The sequence below is a fragment of the Arthrobacter sp. 8AJ genome (genome assembly GCF_902506025.1).
Classification (GTDB): Bacteria; Actinomycetota; Actinomycetes; order Actinomycetales; family Micrococcaceae; genus Arthrobacter.
In genome coordinates this window covers 1,322,555-1,340,047 of the sequence record NZ_LR733289.1, presented here as the reverse complement: position 1 = coordinate 1,340,047, position 17,493 = coordinate 1,322,555, and the positions used below count along the sequence as shown (strand labels likewise).

The window sequence follows — 17,493 nt, the reverse complement described above, 5'->3', positions numbered from 1 at the left end:
ATGCCATTCCCGCTCCAACCATTTATACGCTACTAGTAAGCCCTGCTGATCACAGCTGTGTTGGCCCGGAGAATTGAAAAGTCAATTATTATGACAAGACATGTGCACTATGGATGGGAAAGGGTAAGTACCGGGGTAAGGAAAGCAATTCAAAGACCCTGGCAGGGCCTGTAATCCAGTTGCGAAAGGGTACGAGTCAGAAACATGGCTGAGCCATTGTTCCACCAGGGGCCTGGCCGGTTCTTCCGCGAGCTGGGACCCCGCGCCCAGGTGGCGTTGTGCCAGCTCCCCCTCACCCTCGTAGTGCTGGTCCTGGCGGTGATTACACCGTTCGCGTGGCCCTCCCTTCTGCACAGCCCGATATACGGCGCAGGGCTTGTCCTCCATGGCATCCTGTTCCTTGCCTGCTTCCTGGTCCCCTGGGAGCGGTTGCCGCACCGGCCGTACCTGGTGATCCCGGTGCTGGACTTTGCGGCGATTGCGTTCCTGCGCAATGGGGCGGTACCGCTCCTCCCGGGCCTGGCCGTCCTGGTGGTCTTTCCGGTCATCTGGCTCTCCGCGTCCGGAATGCTGGCACGGAGCAGCCTGGTGCTCAGCTTCCTGGGACCGTTCTTCATCATGGCCCCCTCGGCCGTGGACCACTTGCCCACTATCACGGCATCGGACCTCATCACGGTGGTTCTCTTCCCAGTGATGATGCTTGCTGTTTCGCTGGCCATCCGCTTCGCGAGCGTGAACCTGCGGCTGCAGCAGCGTGAACTGGCAGAGAAGGACCGCGAGCTCCGGGACCTGCTGGCGGCGAGCCGGGAACGGGAAAAGCTGCTCGAAACCGTCCTGGACGCCACCGACGTCGGTATTGCCGCCGTCGACCGTTCCGGCCACTTCCTGGTCTCCAACAGCCGCCAGCGCAACTTCCGCCGCGCCACAGGCGCTGACGAGGCCATCCCCGGCCAGGGGCACCAGCTCATCTTCGGCCAGGACCGCCGCACCCTGCTCCCCCCGGACCGCAGGCCCATCAGCCGGGCCATGGCGGGAGAATCCTTCGCCGACTACCTGGTGTGGGCCGGTGAGGGGCCGGAGCAGCGCGCCGTCTCCACGGCTGCACGTCCGCTTGTCAGCGAGGATGGCCGGCTCACCGGGGCGGTGGTGGTCTACACCGATGTGACCGGCTGGGTGGAGTCCGTGGCCGCCAACCAGGAACTGGTCTCCAACGTCTCGCACGAGTTCAAGAACCCGCTGAACTCGATCATTGGCAACGTGGACCTGGTCCTGGATGAGGCGGACCTGCTGCCGGCGCATCTGGCCCAGCGGCTCCTGGTGGTCCAGCGGAACGCGGAGCGGTTGATGGACCTCGTGGCCGACCTGACGGCCTCCGCCTCCACCACCTTGAATGTCCACCCCAAACGGACCGACCTGGCCAGCCTGGTGGAGACCAGCCTTAGTTCAGCCCAGGCCTCGGCACAGCGGTCCCACGTGGAGATCGCCGCCGATGTCCCCTCGCCCCTCTGGGCCTACGCCGACCCGCTCAGGATCGGGCAGGTCCTGGACAACCTGGTCTCCAACGCCATCAAGTACTCCCCCGGCGGCGGCAGGATCAGCATCAGCGCCACAGCGGACCGGCAGTGGGTTCGGCTGAGCGTCACGGACACAGGGATGGGCATGTCGCACGAGGACGCGGCACAGGTCTTCACCCGCTTCTTCCGGACGGAAGCGGCCCAACAGGCGGCCATTCCCGGAGCGGGGCTGGGCTTGTCCATCACGCGGATGATCGTGGAGCGGCACGGCGGCAGCATCATGTGCGAGAGCGGCGAGGGCCAGGGCAGCACTTTCACGGTGACCCTGCCGGCGGAGGGCCCCCCTCCGGCGTTCTAAGAGATCAGGGCGCGGCCCGGGTCAGTGCTCGCGGACGGCCCGGGTCTGTTCTGCACGGGCCAGGAGTTCGCTGTCCGAGGGGTAGGCCACTTCCTCCAGCACCAGGGGATGCGGGGCCGCAAGGACAGACTTGGCATCCCGCTTCTGCAGCAGCAGCCGTTCGTACAGCCAGCCGGGTTCCTCCACACCCTCGCCCACGTACAGGGCGGACCCGATCAGCGCGCGCACCATGTTATGGCAGAACGCGTCGGCCTGGACGGTTGCCACGATGACGCCGTCCTCGCCGCGCCGGAACTCGAAGCGCTGCAGCTCGCGGATGGTGGTGGCACCTTCGCGCGGCTTGCAGAAGGACAGGAAGTTCTGCAGGCCCAGCAGCCGGGACGCGCCCTCGTTGAGCAGGTCCACGTCCAGCGGGTTCTTGTGCCACAGGGTGAAATACCGCTCCAGGGGATCCCAGAGGGCAGGCCCGTCCGCGATCCGGTAGCTGTACCGCCGCCACAGCGCCGAGAAGCGTGCGTCAAAGCCGGCGGGTGCCGGCGAGATATCGTGGACCTCCACCGCGCCGTGCAGGTCGCCGAGGGCGCGGTTCAAGGCACCGCGGAGGCGCCGCAGCATGGCGACGGCGGGGTCGAGTTCGTGCCCGCGCGGCAGTCCCAGCCACTCGGCTTCGGTGAGGTCCAAATGGACCACCTGGCCGCGGGCGTGCACGCCGGCGTCGGTGCGCCCCGCGACGGTGACCCGTACCTGGCGCCGGACCAGGAGCTCGATTGCTTCCTCCAGGACACCCTGGACGGTCCGCCGCCTCGGCTGGAGCGCCCACCCGCTGAACGGGCCGCCGTCGTACGAAAGGTCAAGCCGGATACGCAAAAACCCGCCGCCCCCTGGAACGGGGGCCGCGGGTTTTTGGTGGTTCACAGACCTAAGTCTATGCGAAGAGAATCAGCGAATTACTTCGCGTCCTTCTCCTCGGCTGCGGGAGCCTCGGCAGCTTCTTCAGCAGCAGGTGCCTCTTCGGTTGCAGCAGCTTCCTCAGCGGCCGTAGCCTCTTCAGCGGGAGCTTCCTCGGCAGCCGGAGCAGCCTTGGCAGCAGCCTGGGTAGCCTCGGCTACGACGGCCTGCTTGGCGGAAACCGGCTCGAGGACCAGTTCGATGACAGCCATGGGAGCGTTGTCGCCCTTGCGGTTGCCGATCTTGGTGATGCGGGTGTAGCCGCCGTCGCGGTTCTCCACAGCCTGCGCAATGTCGGTGAACAGCTCGTGGACGACGCCCTTGTTGCTGATCAGGCCGAGGACGCGGCGGCGGGAAGCCAGGTCGCCACGCTTGGCGAAGGTCACCAGGCGCTCTGCGTACGGCTTCAGGCGCTTGGCCTTGGTCACCGTGGTGGTGATCCGCTTGTGCTCGAACAGGGATGAGGCCAGGTTCGCGAGCATCAGACGCTCGTGAGCCGGGCCGCCGCCGAGGCGCGGACCCTTAGTGGGGGTAGGCATAATTGTTTCTCCTCATGTGGAAGCCGTGGGCGGCACACCATGGTGCTGCCCGCCGGCCAAGGTCTGGTTTAGAGTTCGTCGTCGCCGAAAGCGGCGTCGTCCTCTTCGATTGCTGCGGCGCGTGCTGCGAGGTCAAAACCGGGAGGCGAGTCCTTGAGGGACAGGCCCAGTTCAACCAGCTTTGCCTTGACCTCGTCAATGGACTTTGCACCGAAGTTGCGGATGTCCATCAGGTCAGCCTCGGAGCGGGCAACGAGTTCACCCACGGTGTGGATGCCCTCACGCTTGAGGCAGTTGTAGGAACGGACGGTGAGGTCCAGATCCTCGATCGGCAGTGCCATGTCGGCTGCCAGGGCAGCGTCGGTGGGCGACGGGCCGATCTCGATACCTTCAGCTGCGGTGTTCAGCTCACGGGCCAGACCGAACAGTTCCACCAGGGTGGTGCCTGCGGAAGCAACGGCATCGCGCGGGGCGATGGCCTGCTTGGTCTCGACGTCGACAATCAGCTTGTCGAAGTCGGTGCGCTGCTCAACACGGGTTGCTTCCACGCGGAAAGTAACCTTCAGCACCGGCGAGTAGATGGAGTCAACCGGGATACGGCCGATCTCTGCGTCGCCGGACTTGTTCTGAGCTGCCGAAACGTAGCCGCGGCCGCGCTCGATGGTCAGTTCGAGTTCGAACTTGCCCTTCGAGTTCAGCGTGGCAATGTGCAGATCCGGGTTGTGGAATTCGACGCCGGCCGGCGGAGCGATGTCCGCGGCGGTGACGACTCCGGGGCCCTGCTTGCGCAGGTAAGCCACGACGGGCTCGTCGTGCTCGGAGGAAACCGACAGGCTCTTGATGTTGAGGATGATCTCGGTGACATCTTCCTTGACACCCGGAACCGTGGTGAACTCGTGCAGCACACCATCGATCCGGATGCTGGTTACGGCAGCACCGGGGATGGAGGAGAGCAGGGTACGGCGGAGGGAGTTTCCGAGGGTGTAGCCGAAGCCCGGTTCCAGCGGTTCAATGATGAAACGCGAACGGTTTTCGGAGACTACCTCTTCGGAGAGGGTGGGGCGCTGTGCAATGAGCACTTAGGTTTCCTTTCGGCGAGCATCCGCTATATGACGCAACACAGGTGGTGGAAATTCGGTCTGAAGACTTAACGCGCTGGGCTTGCCCGGACCATCGCTGGTCCGGGCAAGCTCCTGCTGCGGAAAAGAATTAGACGCGGCGGCGCTTCGGCGGGCGGCAGCCGTTGTGCGCTGCGGGGGTGACGTCCTGGATGGAGCCAACCTCGAGGCCTGCGGCCTGCAGCGAACGGATGGCGGTTTCGCGTCCGGAACCCGGTCCCTTGACGAAAACGTCTACCTTGCGCATGCCGTGCTCCTGCGCACGCTTGGCAGCGGCTTCGGCGGCCATCTGCGCAGCGAACGGGGTGGACTTGCGCGAGCCCTTGAAGCCAACCTCACCGGAGGAAGCCCAGGAAATAACAGCGCCGGTCGGATCCGTGATGGAAACGATGGTGTTGTTAAAGGTGCTCTTGATGTGCGCCTGGCCAAGCGCGATATTCTTCTTGTCCTTCTTACGCGGCTTGCGAACCGCGCCACGAGTCTTCGGGGGCATTTTTTCTCCTACAGAAAGTTATTGGGGAAAGTCCGTAAATCCCGAGCGGGGATTTTAACGGGCCTTCTTCTTGCCGGCGACGGTACGCTTCGGGCCCTTGCGGGTACGTGCGTTGGTCTTCGTACGCTGACCGCGTACGGGCAGGCCCTTGCGGTGGCGCAGGCCTTCGTAGCTGCCGATTTCAACCTTGCGGCGGATATCTGCTGCTACTTCGCGGCGAAGGTCACCCTCAACCTTGTAGTTGCCTTCAATGTAGTCACGCAGCTCAACCAGCTGGGCGTCAGTCAGGTCCTTGACGCGGACGTCAGCGCTGATGCCAGTGGCGGCCAGGGTTTCGTGTGCACGGGTCTTGCCCACGCCGTAGATGTAAGTAAGCGCAATTTCCAGCCGCTTTTCGCGGGGAATGTCTACGCCAGCGAGACGAGCCATAGTGGCAGTACTCCTTGATAAACCGGAGGTCGTAGGCAGTACACCCGCACGTTCCGTGCGGCCCCAGCCTCCGACCGGGGGTTAGCTGTCCGGACTCTTTCGAGCTCAATGTTCCAGATCAGCTTGTGCTGCCTTTATTTACTTGCGTGGGTTAGCAACCCAGGATTTCCTTCAGGGAAGGAAATTAGCCCTGGCGCTGCTTGTGGCGCGGGTTCTCGCAGATCACCATGACCCGGCCATTACGGCGGATCACTTTGCACTTTTCGCAGATCTGCTTGACGCTCGGCTTGACCTTCATGGCGTTCCTTTGCGTGTAGCAGTTTGGTCAACTGGAGCAGCAGTCAGTTTGCACTGCCGCCGCCCAGCAATTTACTTGTAGCGGTAGACGATACGACCACGGGTGAGGTCGTACGGGCTCAGCTCCACCACTACGCGGTCCTCAGGGAGGATTCGGATGTAGTGCTGACGCATCTTTCCAGAGATGTGTGCCAGAACGATGTGCTTGTTGGTGAGCTCAACGCGAAACATCGCGTTAGGCAGCGCCTCGGTCACAACGCCTTCGATCTCAATGACCCCGTCCTTCTTGGCCATACCCTCCGCTAACTGTTGTTGCCGCAGCCCCGCCGGATAGCACCGGGCATGACCACGAACGTTTTTGTTGGATCGATTGCCGTCTCCAGGCCCAAAAGGGCGTGGCAGTCCAGACAACCAACAAACAACACTACCCTGTTGGCCGGTAAAAGTTAAATCGGCCATAGTAGCCTACGCGGTGCGGTACGCACCATATTCGCCGGCCGGAGTGCTCACGGCACCAGCCGCCGCCACACCGTCCAGAATGGCCAAACGGACGACGTCGGCTGCCGCGCTTTGGAGCGTGATGAGACTGACCTGGCGGGCAGCGTCGTCGGAGCGGTCGAGTGCCACAGCACCGGTTGCCAGGCAGAAGACTGTGTCCCCGTCGGCCAGGGTATGGCTCGGGTTCAGCGCCCGGGCAATCCCGGCATGGGAAGCAGAGGCAGTCCTCTTACATTCGGCCACATCAAGAACGGCATTGGTGGCCACAACGACAAGGGTGGTGTTAAGGGGCGGCGGATCAGTGGTCTCCACGGAGAACTGCACCGCTGGTTCAAACGGGAGTCCGAGTGCGTTGACTATGGCCAGGGCTCCGACCACAACCCCGTTCCCGAGCGTGGCCGACGCTGTGCCAACTCCCCCTTTATATTGCCCCCGGCCGATCAGTGCCCCGGTGCCGGCACCCACGTTGCCCCGCCCGGCGTCGTGCCCCTCCTTTTGTGCTGCCGCGGCGGCCGTTGCCGCGTAGCCCATGTCCGGCGTCGGCCGTGCGGCGAAGTTCCCGCCCCTGCCGAGGTCGAAGATGGCCGCGGCGGGGACGATGGGCACCACTCCCCCGGGAACGGCAAAGCCGCGGCCGTTTTCCTCGCACCAGCGCTGAGCCCCCGCAGCGGACGCCAGCCCGTAGGCGCTGCCGCCCGTGAGGACCAGGGCGTCCACGGTGCCGACCAGGGTGGTGGGGTCAAGGGCGTCCGTTTCGTGCGTAGCCGGGCCGCCGCCCTGGACATCCACCGAGCCCACCGTGCCCGGCGGCGGCAGGACAACGGTAACGCCCGTCAGCCATCCGTCGGTGTCCTTCTGGACGTGGCCCACGCGGATGCCCGGGACATCGGTAATGGTTCCCATGCCCCTATTGTCCCCTCCGCTGGCGCGCCCCTGCCGCAACGGCGAACTTTATGCGAGACTGCAATCAACACAGCGTTAACGGGCGACGAAGCCTTGGATAACAGTTCCCTGACAAGGGCATATGCGGGTTTCAGCCCCCTGACGGTCTGGTGTAGTAGTCCCTAGATCAAGCCAGGGCCGGCCACGAGCAGGCTCCCAACCCGGGAGAGACACGCATGACCCGTCAACTCGCCCAGCACCCCGCCACCAAACCCAAGAGGCCCCCGGGGCGTTCGGCAAAAGTTCCACGACGGCGGTGGACCGCAAGGACCCGCCGCGACTTCTTTGTTTTCCTTGCCATGGCGCTGCCCAACCTGGTGCTGATCGCCGTCTTCACCTACCGGCCGCTGTTCAGCAACATGTACTACTCCACGTTGGACTGGACCCTCGGTTCCCCCACCGCCAGCGTGGTGGGCTTCGCCAACTACGTCACCTTCTTTACCAGCAACGATGCCCCGAAAGTGCTGGGCACCACCGCAGTGTTCACGCTGGTGACGGTGGGCGGCTCGATGATCCTGGGCCTGCTGGTTGCGCTGGCCTTGAACGCCAAGGTCCGCGGCACCACATTCGCGCGCTCCGCCGTCTTTGCCCCCTACGTCCTCTCCGGCGTCGGCGTGGGCCTCGTGTGGCTGTTCATTTTTGATCCGGGCTACGGCGTCCTGGCCTGGCTGCTCCGGGGCATCGGGCAGCAGAGCCCGCAGTGGATCAACGATCCCCAGCTGTCGCTGGTCATGGTGATCCTGGTTTACGTGTGGAAGAACCTGGGCTACTGCGCGGTGGTGTACCTCGCCGGGCTCCAGTCGCTTCCGCAGGAGGTCATGGAGGCGGCGTCCCTCGACGGTGCCAACGGGTTCCGCCGCTTCGTCAGCATCTCGCTGCCGCTGCTGTCCCCCACCACGTTCTTCCTCCTGATCACCACCATGCTCAGCTCGCTGCAGGCCTTCGACCTCATCCGGATCATGACACCCCTGGGCACCGGCACCAGCACCCTGATCTATGAGGCCTACCTCCAGGCCTTCGGGGCCTACAACAGGGCCGGCTACTCAGCGGCCATTTCGGTGGTCCTGTTTGCCATCCTCCTGGTGATCACCGTGCTCCAGCTGCGGTTCGTGGAACGAAAGGTTCATTACTCGTGACATCCCTATCACCGGTGAGCCCGGACCCCGCCGCCCCGGCCATCGCCGCACCGGATCCCGGCCTTCGCCGCGACCGGCCGTTCTCCCGCCGGAACCTTGTCCAGACCGTGGTGGGCGGCTACCTGCCGCTGCTGATCGCCACGCTGGTGGTGTTCCTTCCCCTGCTGTGGATGGTGCTCAGCTCCTTCAAGCAATCGGGCGAAATCGTCACCACCGACCTGAAGATCCTTCCGGAAAGCCTGAACCTGGAGAACTACCGGACCGCCATGACTACGGTCCCCTTCGGGCAGTTCTTCCTGAACAGCACCATCGTCACCCTGTCAGGGGCAACCATCAAGGTGCTCCTGGCCATCCTGACCGCGTACGCCCTGGTCTTTGTCCGCTTCCCGTTCCGGAACTTCATCTTCCTGCTGATCCTGGTGGCCCTCATGGTGCCGCCGCAGGTATCCATCCTGCCCAACTTCATCCTGATCGCGGGGATCGGCGGGAAGAACACCCTGTGGGGCATCATCCTGCCCGGCCTTGGCACCGCGTTTGGCACGTTCCTGCTGCGGCAGCACTTCCGTACCCTGCCCGCCTCCATTCTCGAATCTGCAGAGATGGACGGTGCCGGCCACTGGCGCCGGCTGTGGCAGATCGTGGTCCCCGTCTCCGTGCCTTCCATTGCCACGGTGGCCCTGGTGACCATCGTGACCGAGTGGAACGACTACATCTGGCCGCTCATCATCACGGACCGGCCGGAAACCATGACCTTGCCGGTGGGCCTCACCCTCCTGCAGAACAACGAGAGCAACGCCGCCGGCTGGGGTGTCCTCATGGCCGGGGCAGTCCTGGTCATCGTCCCCATCCTGATCATCTTCGCGGCCCTGCAGCGCTACATCGTGGCGGGCCTCACCCAAGGCAGCGTGACCGGCTAAGCCGCCGGCCGCCGTCGTACTACCCAACCTCCAAGTACTCCCCCTTCCGCAGGCAACAACCGAAAGGAACTGTCATGACACTTCACCTGGACCGGAGGCACTTCCTGGGCCTGGCAGGGCTCACCGCCTCTGCCGCAGCCCTGGCCGCATGCGGCGGACCTTCTACAAGCGGCGGTGGACAGGCCACGTCCCAGGCGGCCGATATCGACTTCAGCGGCGTGAAGCCTGCTGCCAAGATCGACTTCTGGTCCAGCCACCCCGGACAGTCCCAGGATGTGGAAAAGAGCCTGATCGAGAAGTTCCAGGCCAAGAACCCGGGCATCGCCGTCAACCTGGTCACCGCCGGGGCCAACTACGAGGAAATCGCCCAGAAGTTCCAGACCGCGCAGGCAGCCAAGTCCGGCCTCCCGGGTGTCGTTGTCCTCTCCGACGTGTGGTGGTTCCGCTACTACACCAACGGCAGCATCATTCCGGTGGACAGCCTGACCAAGCAGCTGAACATGAAAATGGACGACTTCCAGCAGTCACTGGTCAATGACTACAAGTACGACGGCAAGCAGTGGGCGCTGCCCTACGGCCGGTCAACGCCACTGTTCTACTACAACAAAGACCACTTCGCGGCAGCCGGAGTCCCCGACCGTGCTCCCAAGACGTGGCAGGAATTCGGCGAGTGGGCACCCAAGCTGAAGGCAAGCTCCGGCGCCCAGTACGCCTACATCTATCCGGCCCTGGCCGGCTACGCGGGCTGGACCCTGCAGAACATGCTCTGGGGCTGGGGCGGTGGCTGGTCCAAGGAATGGGACATCACCTGCGACTCCGCCGAATCCGTCGCCGCGCTGCAGTGGGCCCAGGACTCGATCTACAAGGACAAGTGGGCGGGTGTCTCGTCCAAGGAAGCGGCCGACGATTTCTCCGCAGGCCTGACCTCTGCCACCATCGCCTCCACGGGCTCGCTGCTGGGCATCCTGAAGTCGGCCAAGTTCAACGTGGGTGTTGGCTTCCTGCCCGGAGGCCCCAAGGCGACCTCCAACGTCTGCCCCACGGGTGGTGCAGGCCTGGGCATCCCCAGCGGCATTTCCAAGGAGGAACAGCTGGCCGCCGGGATGTTCCTGGACTTCGTCACCCAACCGGAGAGCACCGCGGAGTTCTCCGCCGCCACCGGCTACATGCCCACCCGCAAGTCGGCCGACATGAAGGCGGTCCTGGCCAAGACGCCGCAGATCCAGACCGCAGTGGACCAGCTCGCGGTGACCAAGGTCCAGGACAACGCCCGCGTGTTCCTGCCGGGTGCTGACCAGGAGATGGCAAAGGCCGCTGCGAAGATCCTCACCCAGCAAGGCGACGTCAAGTCCACCATGACGGACCTGAAGACCACCCTGCAGGGTATCTACGACCGGGACGTGAAGCCGAAGCTGAAGTCCTAGCCGCTGTCGAAACGCAAAAGCCCTGGCGGGACCCGGATCCGGGTCCTGCCAGGGCTTTTGTGCGTCACGCAGGAAAATGCGCGTCGAAGAAGGGGAAGCGTGTCCCCTTAGGGGATCGGCACCGGGGTGACGCCCAGGGGCACCAGGTGCTCCGCACCGCCGTCGGGCGCCGACAGCACCCAGATGCCCTTCTCGTGCACTGCCACGGAGTGCTCCCACTGGCAGGAGCGCTTTCCGTCGATGGTTACCACGGTCCAGTCATCCTCCAGGACTGCGGTCTCGATGCCGCCCCGGACCAGCATGGGTTCAATGGCAAGGCACAGGCCCGGCTTGATCTTGGGGCCGCGGTGGTTGGTGCGGTAGTTCAGGACGTCCGGGGCCATGTGCATCTCGGAGCCGATGCCGTGGCCCACGTAGTCCTCCAGGATGCCCAGCGGCTTGCCGGGGACGGAGGAGACGTAGTCGTCAATGGCGGCGCCGATGTCCCCGACGTGCGAACCGCCGGCCAGAGCGGCGATCCCCCGCCACATGGCGGCCTGGGTGACGTCCGAGAGGCGCTGGTCCTCGGGGTCCGCTGTTCCCACGATCACCGTGCGCGCGGAATCCGAGTGCCAGCCGTTGACGATCGCGCCGCCATCGATTGAGATGATGTCGCCGTCCTGCAGGACGCGGCTGCCCGGAATGCCGTGCACCACTTCCTCATTGACGGACGTGCAGATGGTCGCCGGGAAGCCGTGGTAGCCCAGGAAGTTGGACTTGGCGCCTGCCTCGTTGAGGACGGCGGCGAAGACATCGTCCAGGTGCTTGGTGGTGACCCCCGGCACCGCGGCGGCAACGGCGGCATCCAGTGCACGGCTGAGGACCAGGCCGGCCTCGTGCATGGTGCGCATCTGGGCGTTGTTCTTGTATTCGATGCGGGGCTGGCCGAAGGCCATGATGTTTCCTTTCAAATGGCTGAGGCTCCTCCCGGATGCCGGGAGGAGCCTCGATAAAACCGGGCGCCTTGGGTCAGGCGGCCTGTGCGGCCTTAATGGCCTGCATCACGCGGTTGGTTACTTCGTCGATCGGACCGATCCCATCAACCTTGGTGAGGATGCCGCGGTCGGCGTACTTCGCCACCACAGCTTCGGTCTGCTCGTGGTAGAGGTCCAGGCGGTGGCGGATGACGGCTTCGTTGTCGTCGCTCCGGCCCGTTTCCTTGGCCCGGCCCAGGAGGCGGTGTACCAGCTCCTCGTCGTCGGCAGTCAGCTGCAGGACCACGTCGAGCTTCTCGTCGCCGTCGGCGAGGATCTCGTCCAGGTAGTCCACCTGCGCGGTGGTGCGCGGGTAGCCGTCCAGCAGGAAGCCGTTCTCGACATCGGACTCGTTCAGGCGGTCACGGACCATCTTGTTGGTCACGCTGTCCGGGACGAAGTCACCGTTGTCCATGTACTTCTTGGCCTCGACGCCGAGCGGGGTTTCGCCCTTCACGTTGGCACGGAAGATGTCGCCGGTGGAGATGGCCACAACGCCGAGGCGTTCTGAAATCCGCTCCGCCTGCGTTCCTTTTCCGGAACCGGGAGGTCCAATAATCAGCATTCTCGTCATCGCAAAAGCCCTTCGTAGTGACGTTGTTGTAGCTGCGCATCAATCTGCTTTACGGTCTCCAACCCAACGCCCACCATGATCAGGATCGAGGTGCCACCGAACGGGAAGTTCTGGTTTGCGTTGATCAGCACGAGTGCCACCAGCGGGATCAGTGCCACGAAGCCCAGGTAGAGGGCGCCGGGCAGGGTGATCCGTGAGAGCACGTACTGCAGGTAGTCAGCGGTCGGCCTGCCGGCGCGGATACCTGGGATGAAGCCGCCGTACTTCTTCATGTTGTCTGAGACTTCTTCAGGGTTGAAGGTAATCGCGACGTAGAAGTAGGTGAAGAACACGATCAGGACGAAATAAACCGCCATGTAGATCGGGTGGTCACCGCGGGTGAGGTTGTTGTTGATCCACTCAACCCACGGTTGCATTGGCTCGCCGTTCCGGGGCTGGTTGAACTGAGCGATCAGCCCGGGAATGTAGAGCATGGAGGAAGCGAAGATCACCGGAATGACACCGGCCATGTTCACCTTGATGGGAATGTAGGTACTGGTGCCGCCCACAGTGCGGCGGCCGATCATCCGCTTGGCGTACTGCACCGGGATGCGGCGCTGTGACTGCTCAACGAAGACCACCAGGGCCACGGTGAGCAGACCCACCACCAGGACCAGGAAGAAGGTTCCCGGTCCCTGCGAGGTCCAGATGGCACCCAGGGAGGTGGGGAACTGGGCGGCGATGGAGGTGAAGATGAGCAGCGACATGCCGTTGCCCACGCCCTTCTCCGTGACGAGTTCGCCCATCCACATGATCAGGCCGGTGCCTGCCGTGAGCGTGATGATGATCAGGATGGTGGTGATGATGCTGCTGTCAGGGATCACCGGCAGCTGGCAGCCGGGAAGCAGCTGCCCTGAGCGGGCCAGGGACACCAGGGTGGTGGCGTTGAGCAGGCCCAGGGCGATGGTGAGGTAACGGGTGTACTGGGTCAGCTTGGACTGTCCCGACGCGCCCTCTTCGTACAGCTGCTGGAACCGGGGAATGACCACCCGGAGGAGCTGCACGATGATGCTGGCCGTGATGTAGGGCATGATGCCCAGGGCGAAGATGGACACCTGGAGCAACGCGCCGCCGCTGAAGAGGTTAACGAGCTGGTACAGCCCGCCGGCGGTCTGACCGTTCTGCAAGCATTGCTGGACATTCTGGTAGTTCACACCGGGCGAGGGAATGAAAGCACCCAAGCGGAAGATGGTGATGATTCCCAGCGTGAACAACAACTTGCGTCGCAGATCAGGCGTGCGAAAGGCCCGGCCAAATGCGCTAAGCAAGCGTCCTCCTGTGGTGTCAATAAGGGTGGGGTGACGGAATTTGATAAATCCCGACATCCGAGTCTAACGGGTCTATGTGCCGAGCGAACAATCCGGGCCGGCCGGCATGCGCCGGATGGCGGGAATTGTTCGCCAGGCGGATACGAAAAACTCCCGGTATCCGGGGCCGAAGCCCGCGGATACCGGGAGTTTTACAGCTGGCGCCGTCCTTACAGGGCGGTGGTGCTTCCGCCTGCTGCAGCAATCTTTTCGGCGGCGCTGGCCGAGAATGCGTGGGCGGTGACGTCAACCTTGACGGTGATGTCGCCGGTGCCCAGCACCTTGACGGGCTGGTTCTTGCGAACGGCACCCTTTTCGACCAGGTTCTCCACGGTGACTGCGCCACCTTCCGGGAACAGCTCGTTGAGCTTGTCCAGGTTTACCACCTGGAACTCGACCCGGAACGGGTTCTTGAAGCCACGCAGCTTGGGCAGGCGCATGTGCAGCGGCAGCTGGCCGCCGGCAAAGCCAGCCTTCACCTGGTAGCGGGCAGCCGTACCCTTGGTACCACGGCCGGCGGTCTTACCCTTGGATGCCTCACCACGACCCACACGGGTCTTGGCGGTCTTGGCACCCGGTGCGGGACGCAGGTGGTGAACCTTCAGGGCGTTCTGCTTCTCAGCAGCCTGCGCCTTATCAGCAGTGTTCTCTGCCATTTACTTCGCCTCCTCTACCTTTACCAGGTGCGGAACCGTGTTGAGCATTCCAACGGTTACGGCGTCGGCGGTGCGGACAACAGTGTGTCCGATCCGCTTCAGGCCGAGGGACCGCAGGGTGTCGCGCTGGTTCTGCTTGCCGCCAATGGCGGACTTGATCTGAGTGATTTCCAACTGAGCGTCCGAGGGGACCAGGTTCTTAGCCAAGACTAAACACCTGCCTTCGGAGCCAGGAGGGCCTTCACCAACGCTGCCGGAGCGATCTCGTCCAGCGGCAGGCCGCGGCGTGCTGCCACTGCTGCCGGCTCTTCGAGGCGCTTCAGGGCATCAACGGTCGCGTGAACGATGTTGATGGCGTTGGAGGAACCGAGCGACTTGGAGAGGATGTCGTGGATGCCCACGCACTCCAGTACTGCACGGACCGGACCACCGGCGATAACACCGGTACCGGCGGAAGCCGGACGCAGCATTACGACGCCGGCAGCGGCTTCACCCTGAACGCGGTGCGGGATGGTGTTGCCAACGCGGGGAACGCGGAAGAAGGACTTCTTGGCCTCTTCAACGCCCTTGGCGATAGCAGCGGGAACTTCCTTGGCCTTGCCGTAGCCCACGCCGACCATGCCGTTACCGTCACCAACGACGACCAGTGCGGTGAAGCTGAAGCGACGACCACCCTTGACGACCTTGGAGACGCGGTTGATGGTGACAACGCGCTCTACGAACTGGTTCTTTTCGGCTTCACGGCCACCGTCGCGGCCGCCACGGCCACCGCGGTCGCCGCGGCCCTGGCCACGGTCGCCACGCTCGCCGCGACGGGCGCCACCACGGCGGTCCTCGGCAGCGGGGGCAGTGGTCTCAGCAGCTGCGGCTTCGGGCGCCTTCTGATCTGCAGACACAGTGTCCTTTTCCTTGTTTGCTTCGGTCACAGTGACAGCCCACCTTCGCGTGCACCGTCAGCGACGGCGGCGATCCGGCCGTGGTACTTGTTACCACCACGGTCGAACACAACAGCCTCGACGCCGGCAGCCTTGGCACGTTCGGCAACGAGCTCGCCAACGCGCTTGGCCTTGGCAGTCTTGTCACCGTCGAATGCACGAAGGTCAGCTTCCAGGGTGGACGCGCTTGCTACGGTCTGGCCAATGGTGTCATCGACAACCTGGACAAATACGTGGCGTGCGGAGCGGTTGACCACCAGGCGGGGGCGGACAGCCGTACCGGAAATGCGCTTGCGGATACGAAGCTGGCGGCGGCTGCGACCAGCAGCCTTGCTCTTGTTCGTACGCTTCTTGTTAATGGAGATGGCCATGGTTACTTACCAGCCTTTCCGACCTTGCGGCGGATGACTTCGCCGGCGTAACGGATGCCCTTGCCCTTGTACGGGTCAGGCTTCCGCAGCTTGCGAATGTTGGCAGCGACCTCGCCGACCTGCTGCTTGTTGATACCTGAGACAGAGAGCTTGGTCGGTCCCTCTACTGCAAAGGTGATGCCGGCCGGAGCCGAAACGTTGACCGGGTGGCTGTAGCCCAGAGCGAACTCAAGGTCAGATCCCTTGGCCTGAACGCGGTAACCGGTACCGACGATTTCAAGCTTCTTCTCGTAGCCTGCGGTGACGCCCTGGATCATGTTGGCGATCAGGGTGCGGGTCAGGCCGTGGAGCGAACGGGAGGCGCGCTCGTCGTTCGGGCGGCTGACGGTCAGGGTGTTCTCGTCCAGGGCAACCTCGATGGGGCTGGCCACAGTGTGGGTCAGCTCCCCCTTGGAACCCTTGACGCTGACGACAGAGCCGTCAACCTTGACCTCAACGCCGGCAGGAACGGTGATGGGGAGACGTCCAATACGTGACATTATTCTCTTCCTTTCCCGTTACCAGACGTACGCGAGGACTTCGCCGCCCACGCCCTTCTTGCCGGCCTGCTTGTCAGTCAGGAGGCCGGAAGAGGTGGACAGGATAGCGATACCCAGGCCACCGAGCACGTGCGGGAGGTTGGTGGACTTCGCGTAAACGCGGAGACCCGGCTTGGAGATGCGGCGTACACCGGCGATGGAACGCTCGCGGTTCGGACCGAACTTGAGGTCCAGGGTCAGCTTCTTGCCAACCTCGGCGTCCTCTTCCTTCCAGCCGGCGATGAAACCTTCGGCCTTGAGGATGTCGGCAACGCGTGCCTTGAGCTTGCTGTAAGGCATAGACACGGAGTCGTGGTATGCCGAGTTTGCGTTACGCAGGCGCGTAAGCATATCTGCGACAGGATCTGTCATTGTCATGTGGGCTCATGCCCTTCCTCATAACGGTTTCCGCCGTTCCATTCCCTGGGGAGCGGAGCGGCCGGACCTTTTACGTAGTTAATTAAGCTTCGGTTTTGAACGGGAAACCAAGCGCCTTGAGCAGCGCGCGGCCTTCGTCATCGGTCTTGGCAGTGGTGACAACCGTGATGTCCATACCGCGGACGCGGTCGATCTTGTCCTGGTCGATTTCGTGGAACATAACCTGCTCGGTCAGACCGAAGGTGTAGTTGCCGTTGCCATCGAACTGCTTGCCACTGAGGCCGCGGAAGTCGCGGATACGGGGCAGGGCCAGGGTGACCAGGCGGTCCACGAATTCCCACATGCGGTCGCCACGCAGGGTAGCGTGTGCACCGATGGGCATGCCTTCGCGCAGCTTGAACTGTGCGATCGACTTGCGGGCCTTGGTAACCTGCGGCTTCTGGCCGGTGATCTGGGTGAGGTCGCGGACAGCGCCGTCGATCAGCTTGGAGTCCTTGGCGGCATCTCCAACACCCATGTTCACAACAACCTTCACCAGACGGGGTACCTGGTTCACGTTCTCGTACTTGAATTCATCCTGGAGCGTTGCCTTGATGGATTCGGCGTACTTGGTCTTCAGACGAGGAACGATCTTCGTTGCCGGAGTCTCGAGAGTCTCAGTCATTAGATGTCCTTCCCGGAGCTCTTGGACACGCGGATGCGGACGGTCTTCTTGACACCGTTCTTCTCCACAGTGTCGAGGCGGAAGCCCACACGGGTCGGCTTCTTGGTCGACGGGTCAACCAGGGCCACGTTCGAAATGTGGATCGGGGCCTCTACGACCTCGATGCCGCCGGTCTTGGTGCCGCGCTGCGACTGTCCAACACGGGTGTGCTTGGTGACGCGGTTGATACCCTCAACCAGCACGCGGTTGGTGTCGGTGAAGACGCGCAGAACCTTGCCCTGCTTGCCACGGTCGCCGCCGCGCTCAGCCTTGGCGCCAGTGATGACCTGAACCAGGTCACCCTTCTTGATCTTTGCAGCCATGGA

The 17,493-nt window shown here is 63.6% G+C and carries 23 protein-coding genes; 4 read left to right on the top strand and 19 right to left on the bottom strand.

The window, feature by feature from the left end; genetic code table 11:
* Positions 1-204 precede the first annotated feature (204 nt).
* The gene (locus BACI349Y_RS06275; RefSeq protein WP_159631375.1) at positions 205-1,872 is read left to right on the top strand and encodes a sensor histidine kinase; all 1,668 of its coding nucleotides are present in this window, start codon (positions 205-207) and stop codon (positions 1,870-1,872) included.
* A 21-nt stretch (positions 1,873-1,893) separates the two neighbouring features.
* On the opposite strand, the gene BACI349Y_RS06270 is transcribed toward BACI349Y_RS06275, so the two are convergent.
* The 8 genes from BACI349Y_RS06270 to BACI349Y_RS06235 all read right to left on the bottom strand — a co-directional run bounded on the left by BACI349Y_RS06270 (position 1,894) and on the right by BACI349Y_RS06235 (position 7,097).
* Positions 1,894-2,787, bottom strand: coding sequence for a tRNA pseudouridine synthase A (locus BACI349Y_RS06270; RefSeq protein ID WP_159631374.1), 894 nt, complete (start codon positions 2,785-2,787; stop codon positions 1,894-1,896).
* 32 nt (positions 2,788-2,819) lie between these two features.
* Entirely contained in the window at positions 2,820-3,359 is a 540-nt protein-coding gene (gene rplQ, locus BACI349Y_RS06265; RefSeq protein ID WP_159631373.1) for a 50S ribosomal protein L17, read from the bottom strand.
* 68 nt (positions 3,360-3,427) lie between these two features.
* Positions 3,428-4,438: a DNA-directed RNA polymerase subunit alpha gene (locus tag BACI349Y_RS06260; RefSeq protein ID WP_013601812.1), complete on the bottom strand. Its 1,011-nt coding sequence runs from the start codon at positions 4,436-4,438 to the stop codon at positions 3,428-3,430.
* Positions 4,439-4,568: 130 nt separating this feature from the next.
* The gene (gene rpsK / locus BACI349Y_RS06255) at positions 4,569-4,970 is read right to left on the bottom strand and encodes a 30S ribosomal protein S11 (RefSeq protein ID WP_009358720.1); all 402 of its coding nucleotides are present in this window, start codon (positions 4,968-4,970) and stop codon (positions 4,569-4,571) included.
* A gap of 54 nt (positions 4,971-5,024) precedes the next feature.
* Positions 5,025-5,399 (bottom strand): 30S ribosomal protein S13, encoded by a 375-nt coding sequence (gene rpsM, locus BACI349Y_RS06250; protein WP_003803743.1) that lies wholly within the window; start codon positions 5,397-5,399, stop codon positions 5,025-5,027.
* Between the two features lie 184 nt (positions 5,400-5,583).
* Entirely contained in the window at positions 5,584-5,697 is a 114-nt protein-coding gene (gene rpmJ / locus BACI349Y_RS06245; protein ID WP_009358722.1) for a 50S ribosomal protein L36, read from the bottom strand.
* A gap of 71 nt (positions 5,698-5,768) precedes the next feature.
* The gene (gene infA / locus BACI349Y_RS06240; protein ID WP_009358723.1) at positions 5,769-5,990 is read right to left on the bottom strand and encodes a translation initiation factor IF-1; all 222 of its coding nucleotides are present in this window, start codon (positions 5,988-5,990) and stop codon (positions 5,769-5,771) included.
* 171 nt (positions 5,991-6,161) lie between these two features.
* On the bottom strand, positions 6,162-7,097 hold the full coding sequence (locus BACI349Y_RS06235) for a P1 family peptidase (protein ID WP_159631372.1): 936 nt from the start codon (positions 7,095-7,097) through the stop codon (positions 6,162-6,164).
* 215 nt (positions 7,098-7,312) lie between these two features.
* On the opposite strand from BACI349Y_RS06235, the gene BACI349Y_RS06230 reads away from it, so the two are divergent.
* From BACI349Y_RS06230 to BACI349Y_RS06220, 3 genes are all read left to right on the top strand, one after another.
* Positions 7,313-8,272: a carbohydrate ABC transporter permease gene (locus BACI349Y_RS06230; protein ID WP_201302398.1), complete on the top strand. Its 960-nt coding sequence runs from the start codon at positions 7,313-7,315 to the stop codon at positions 8,270-8,272.
* On the top strand, positions 8,269-9,189 hold the full coding sequence (locus tag BACI349Y_RS06225) for a carbohydrate ABC transporter permease (protein ID WP_159631371.1): 921 nt from the start codon (positions 8,269-8,271) through the stop codon (positions 9,187-9,189). Before BACI349Y_RS06230 ends, BACI349Y_RS06225 begins: the two co-directional genes overlap by 4 nt.
* Before the next feature lie 74 nt (positions 9,190-9,263).
* Positions 9,264-10,613, top strand: coding sequence for an ABC transporter substrate-binding protein (locus tag BACI349Y_RS06220; RefSeq protein ID WP_159631370.1), 1,350 nt, complete (start codon positions 9,264-9,266; stop codon positions 10,611-10,613).
* Positions 10,614-10,720: 107 nt separating this feature from the next.
* Here the strand turns inward: BACI349Y_RS06220 and map are convergent, their stop codons facing one another.
* From map to rplX, 11 genes are all read right to left on the bottom strand, one after another.
* Positions 10,721-11,548: a type I methionyl aminopeptidase gene (map, locus tag BACI349Y_RS06215; protein WP_159631369.1), complete on the bottom strand. Its 828-nt coding sequence runs from the start codon at positions 11,546-11,548 to the stop codon at positions 10,721-10,723.
* Positions 11,549-11,621: 73 nt separating this feature from the next.
* Positions 11,622-12,191 (bottom strand): adenylate kinase, encoded by a 570-nt coding sequence (locus tag BACI349Y_RS06210; RefSeq protein WP_201302397.1) that lies wholly within the window; start codon positions 12,189-12,191, stop codon positions 11,622-11,624.
* A 5-nt stretch (positions 12,192-12,196) separates the two neighbouring features.
* Complete coding sequence (secY, locus tag BACI349Y_RS06205; RefSeq protein ID WP_159631367.1) at positions 12,197-13,507, bottom strand: preprotein translocase subunit SecY; 1,311 nt, start codon at positions 13,505-13,507, stop codon at positions 12,197-12,199.
* 209 nt (positions 13,508-13,716) lie between these two features.
* A complete protein-coding gene (rplO, locus tag BACI349Y_RS06200) occupies positions 13,717-14,202 on the bottom strand; it encodes a 50S ribosomal protein L15 (protein WP_013601817.1) in 486 nt (161 codons plus the stop codon).
* Positions 14,203-14,409, bottom strand: coding sequence for a 50S ribosomal protein L30 (gene rpmD / locus BACI349Y_RS06195; protein ID WP_009358731.1), 207 nt, complete (start codon positions 14,407-14,409; stop codon positions 14,203-14,205). It lies immediately after the preceding gene.
* A gap of 2 nt (positions 14,410-14,411) precedes the next feature.
* Complete coding sequence (rpsE, locus tag BACI349Y_RS06190) at positions 14,412-15,128, bottom strand: 30S ribosomal protein S5 (RefSeq protein WP_141159772.1); 717 nt, start codon at positions 15,126-15,128, stop codon at positions 14,412-14,414.
* The gene (rplR, locus tag BACI349Y_RS06185) at positions 15,125-15,508 is read right to left on the bottom strand and encodes a 50S ribosomal protein L18 (RefSeq protein WP_159631366.1); all 384 of its coding nucleotides are present in this window, start codon (positions 15,506-15,508) and stop codon (positions 15,125-15,127) included. Before rplR ends, rpsE begins: the two co-directional genes overlap by 4 nt.
* Positions 15,509-15,510: 2 nt before the next feature.
* Positions 15,511-16,047 (bottom strand): 50S ribosomal protein L6, encoded by a 537-nt coding sequence (gene rplF, locus BACI349Y_RS06180; protein WP_159631365.1) that lies wholly within the window; start codon positions 16,045-16,047, stop codon positions 15,511-15,513.
* Positions 16,048-16,065: 18 nt separating this feature from the next.
* A complete protein-coding gene (rpsH, locus tag BACI349Y_RS06175; RefSeq protein WP_015937843.1) occupies positions 16,066-16,464 on the bottom strand; it encodes a 30S ribosomal protein S8 in 399 nt (132 codons plus the stop codon).
* Positions 16,465-16,546: 82 nt separating this feature from the next.
* Complete coding sequence (rplE, locus tag BACI349Y_RS06170) at positions 16,547-17,128, bottom strand: 50S ribosomal protein L5 (protein ID WP_018769138.1); 582 nt, start codon at positions 17,126-17,128, stop codon at positions 16,547-16,549.
* Positions 17,128-17,490, bottom strand: coding sequence for a 50S ribosomal protein L24 (rplX, locus tag BACI349Y_RS06165; protein ID WP_015937845.1), 363 nt, complete (start codon positions 17,488-17,490; stop codon positions 17,128-17,130). Before rplX ends, rplE begins: the two co-directional genes overlap by 1 nt.
* Positions 17,491-17,493: the final 3 nt, after the last annotated feature.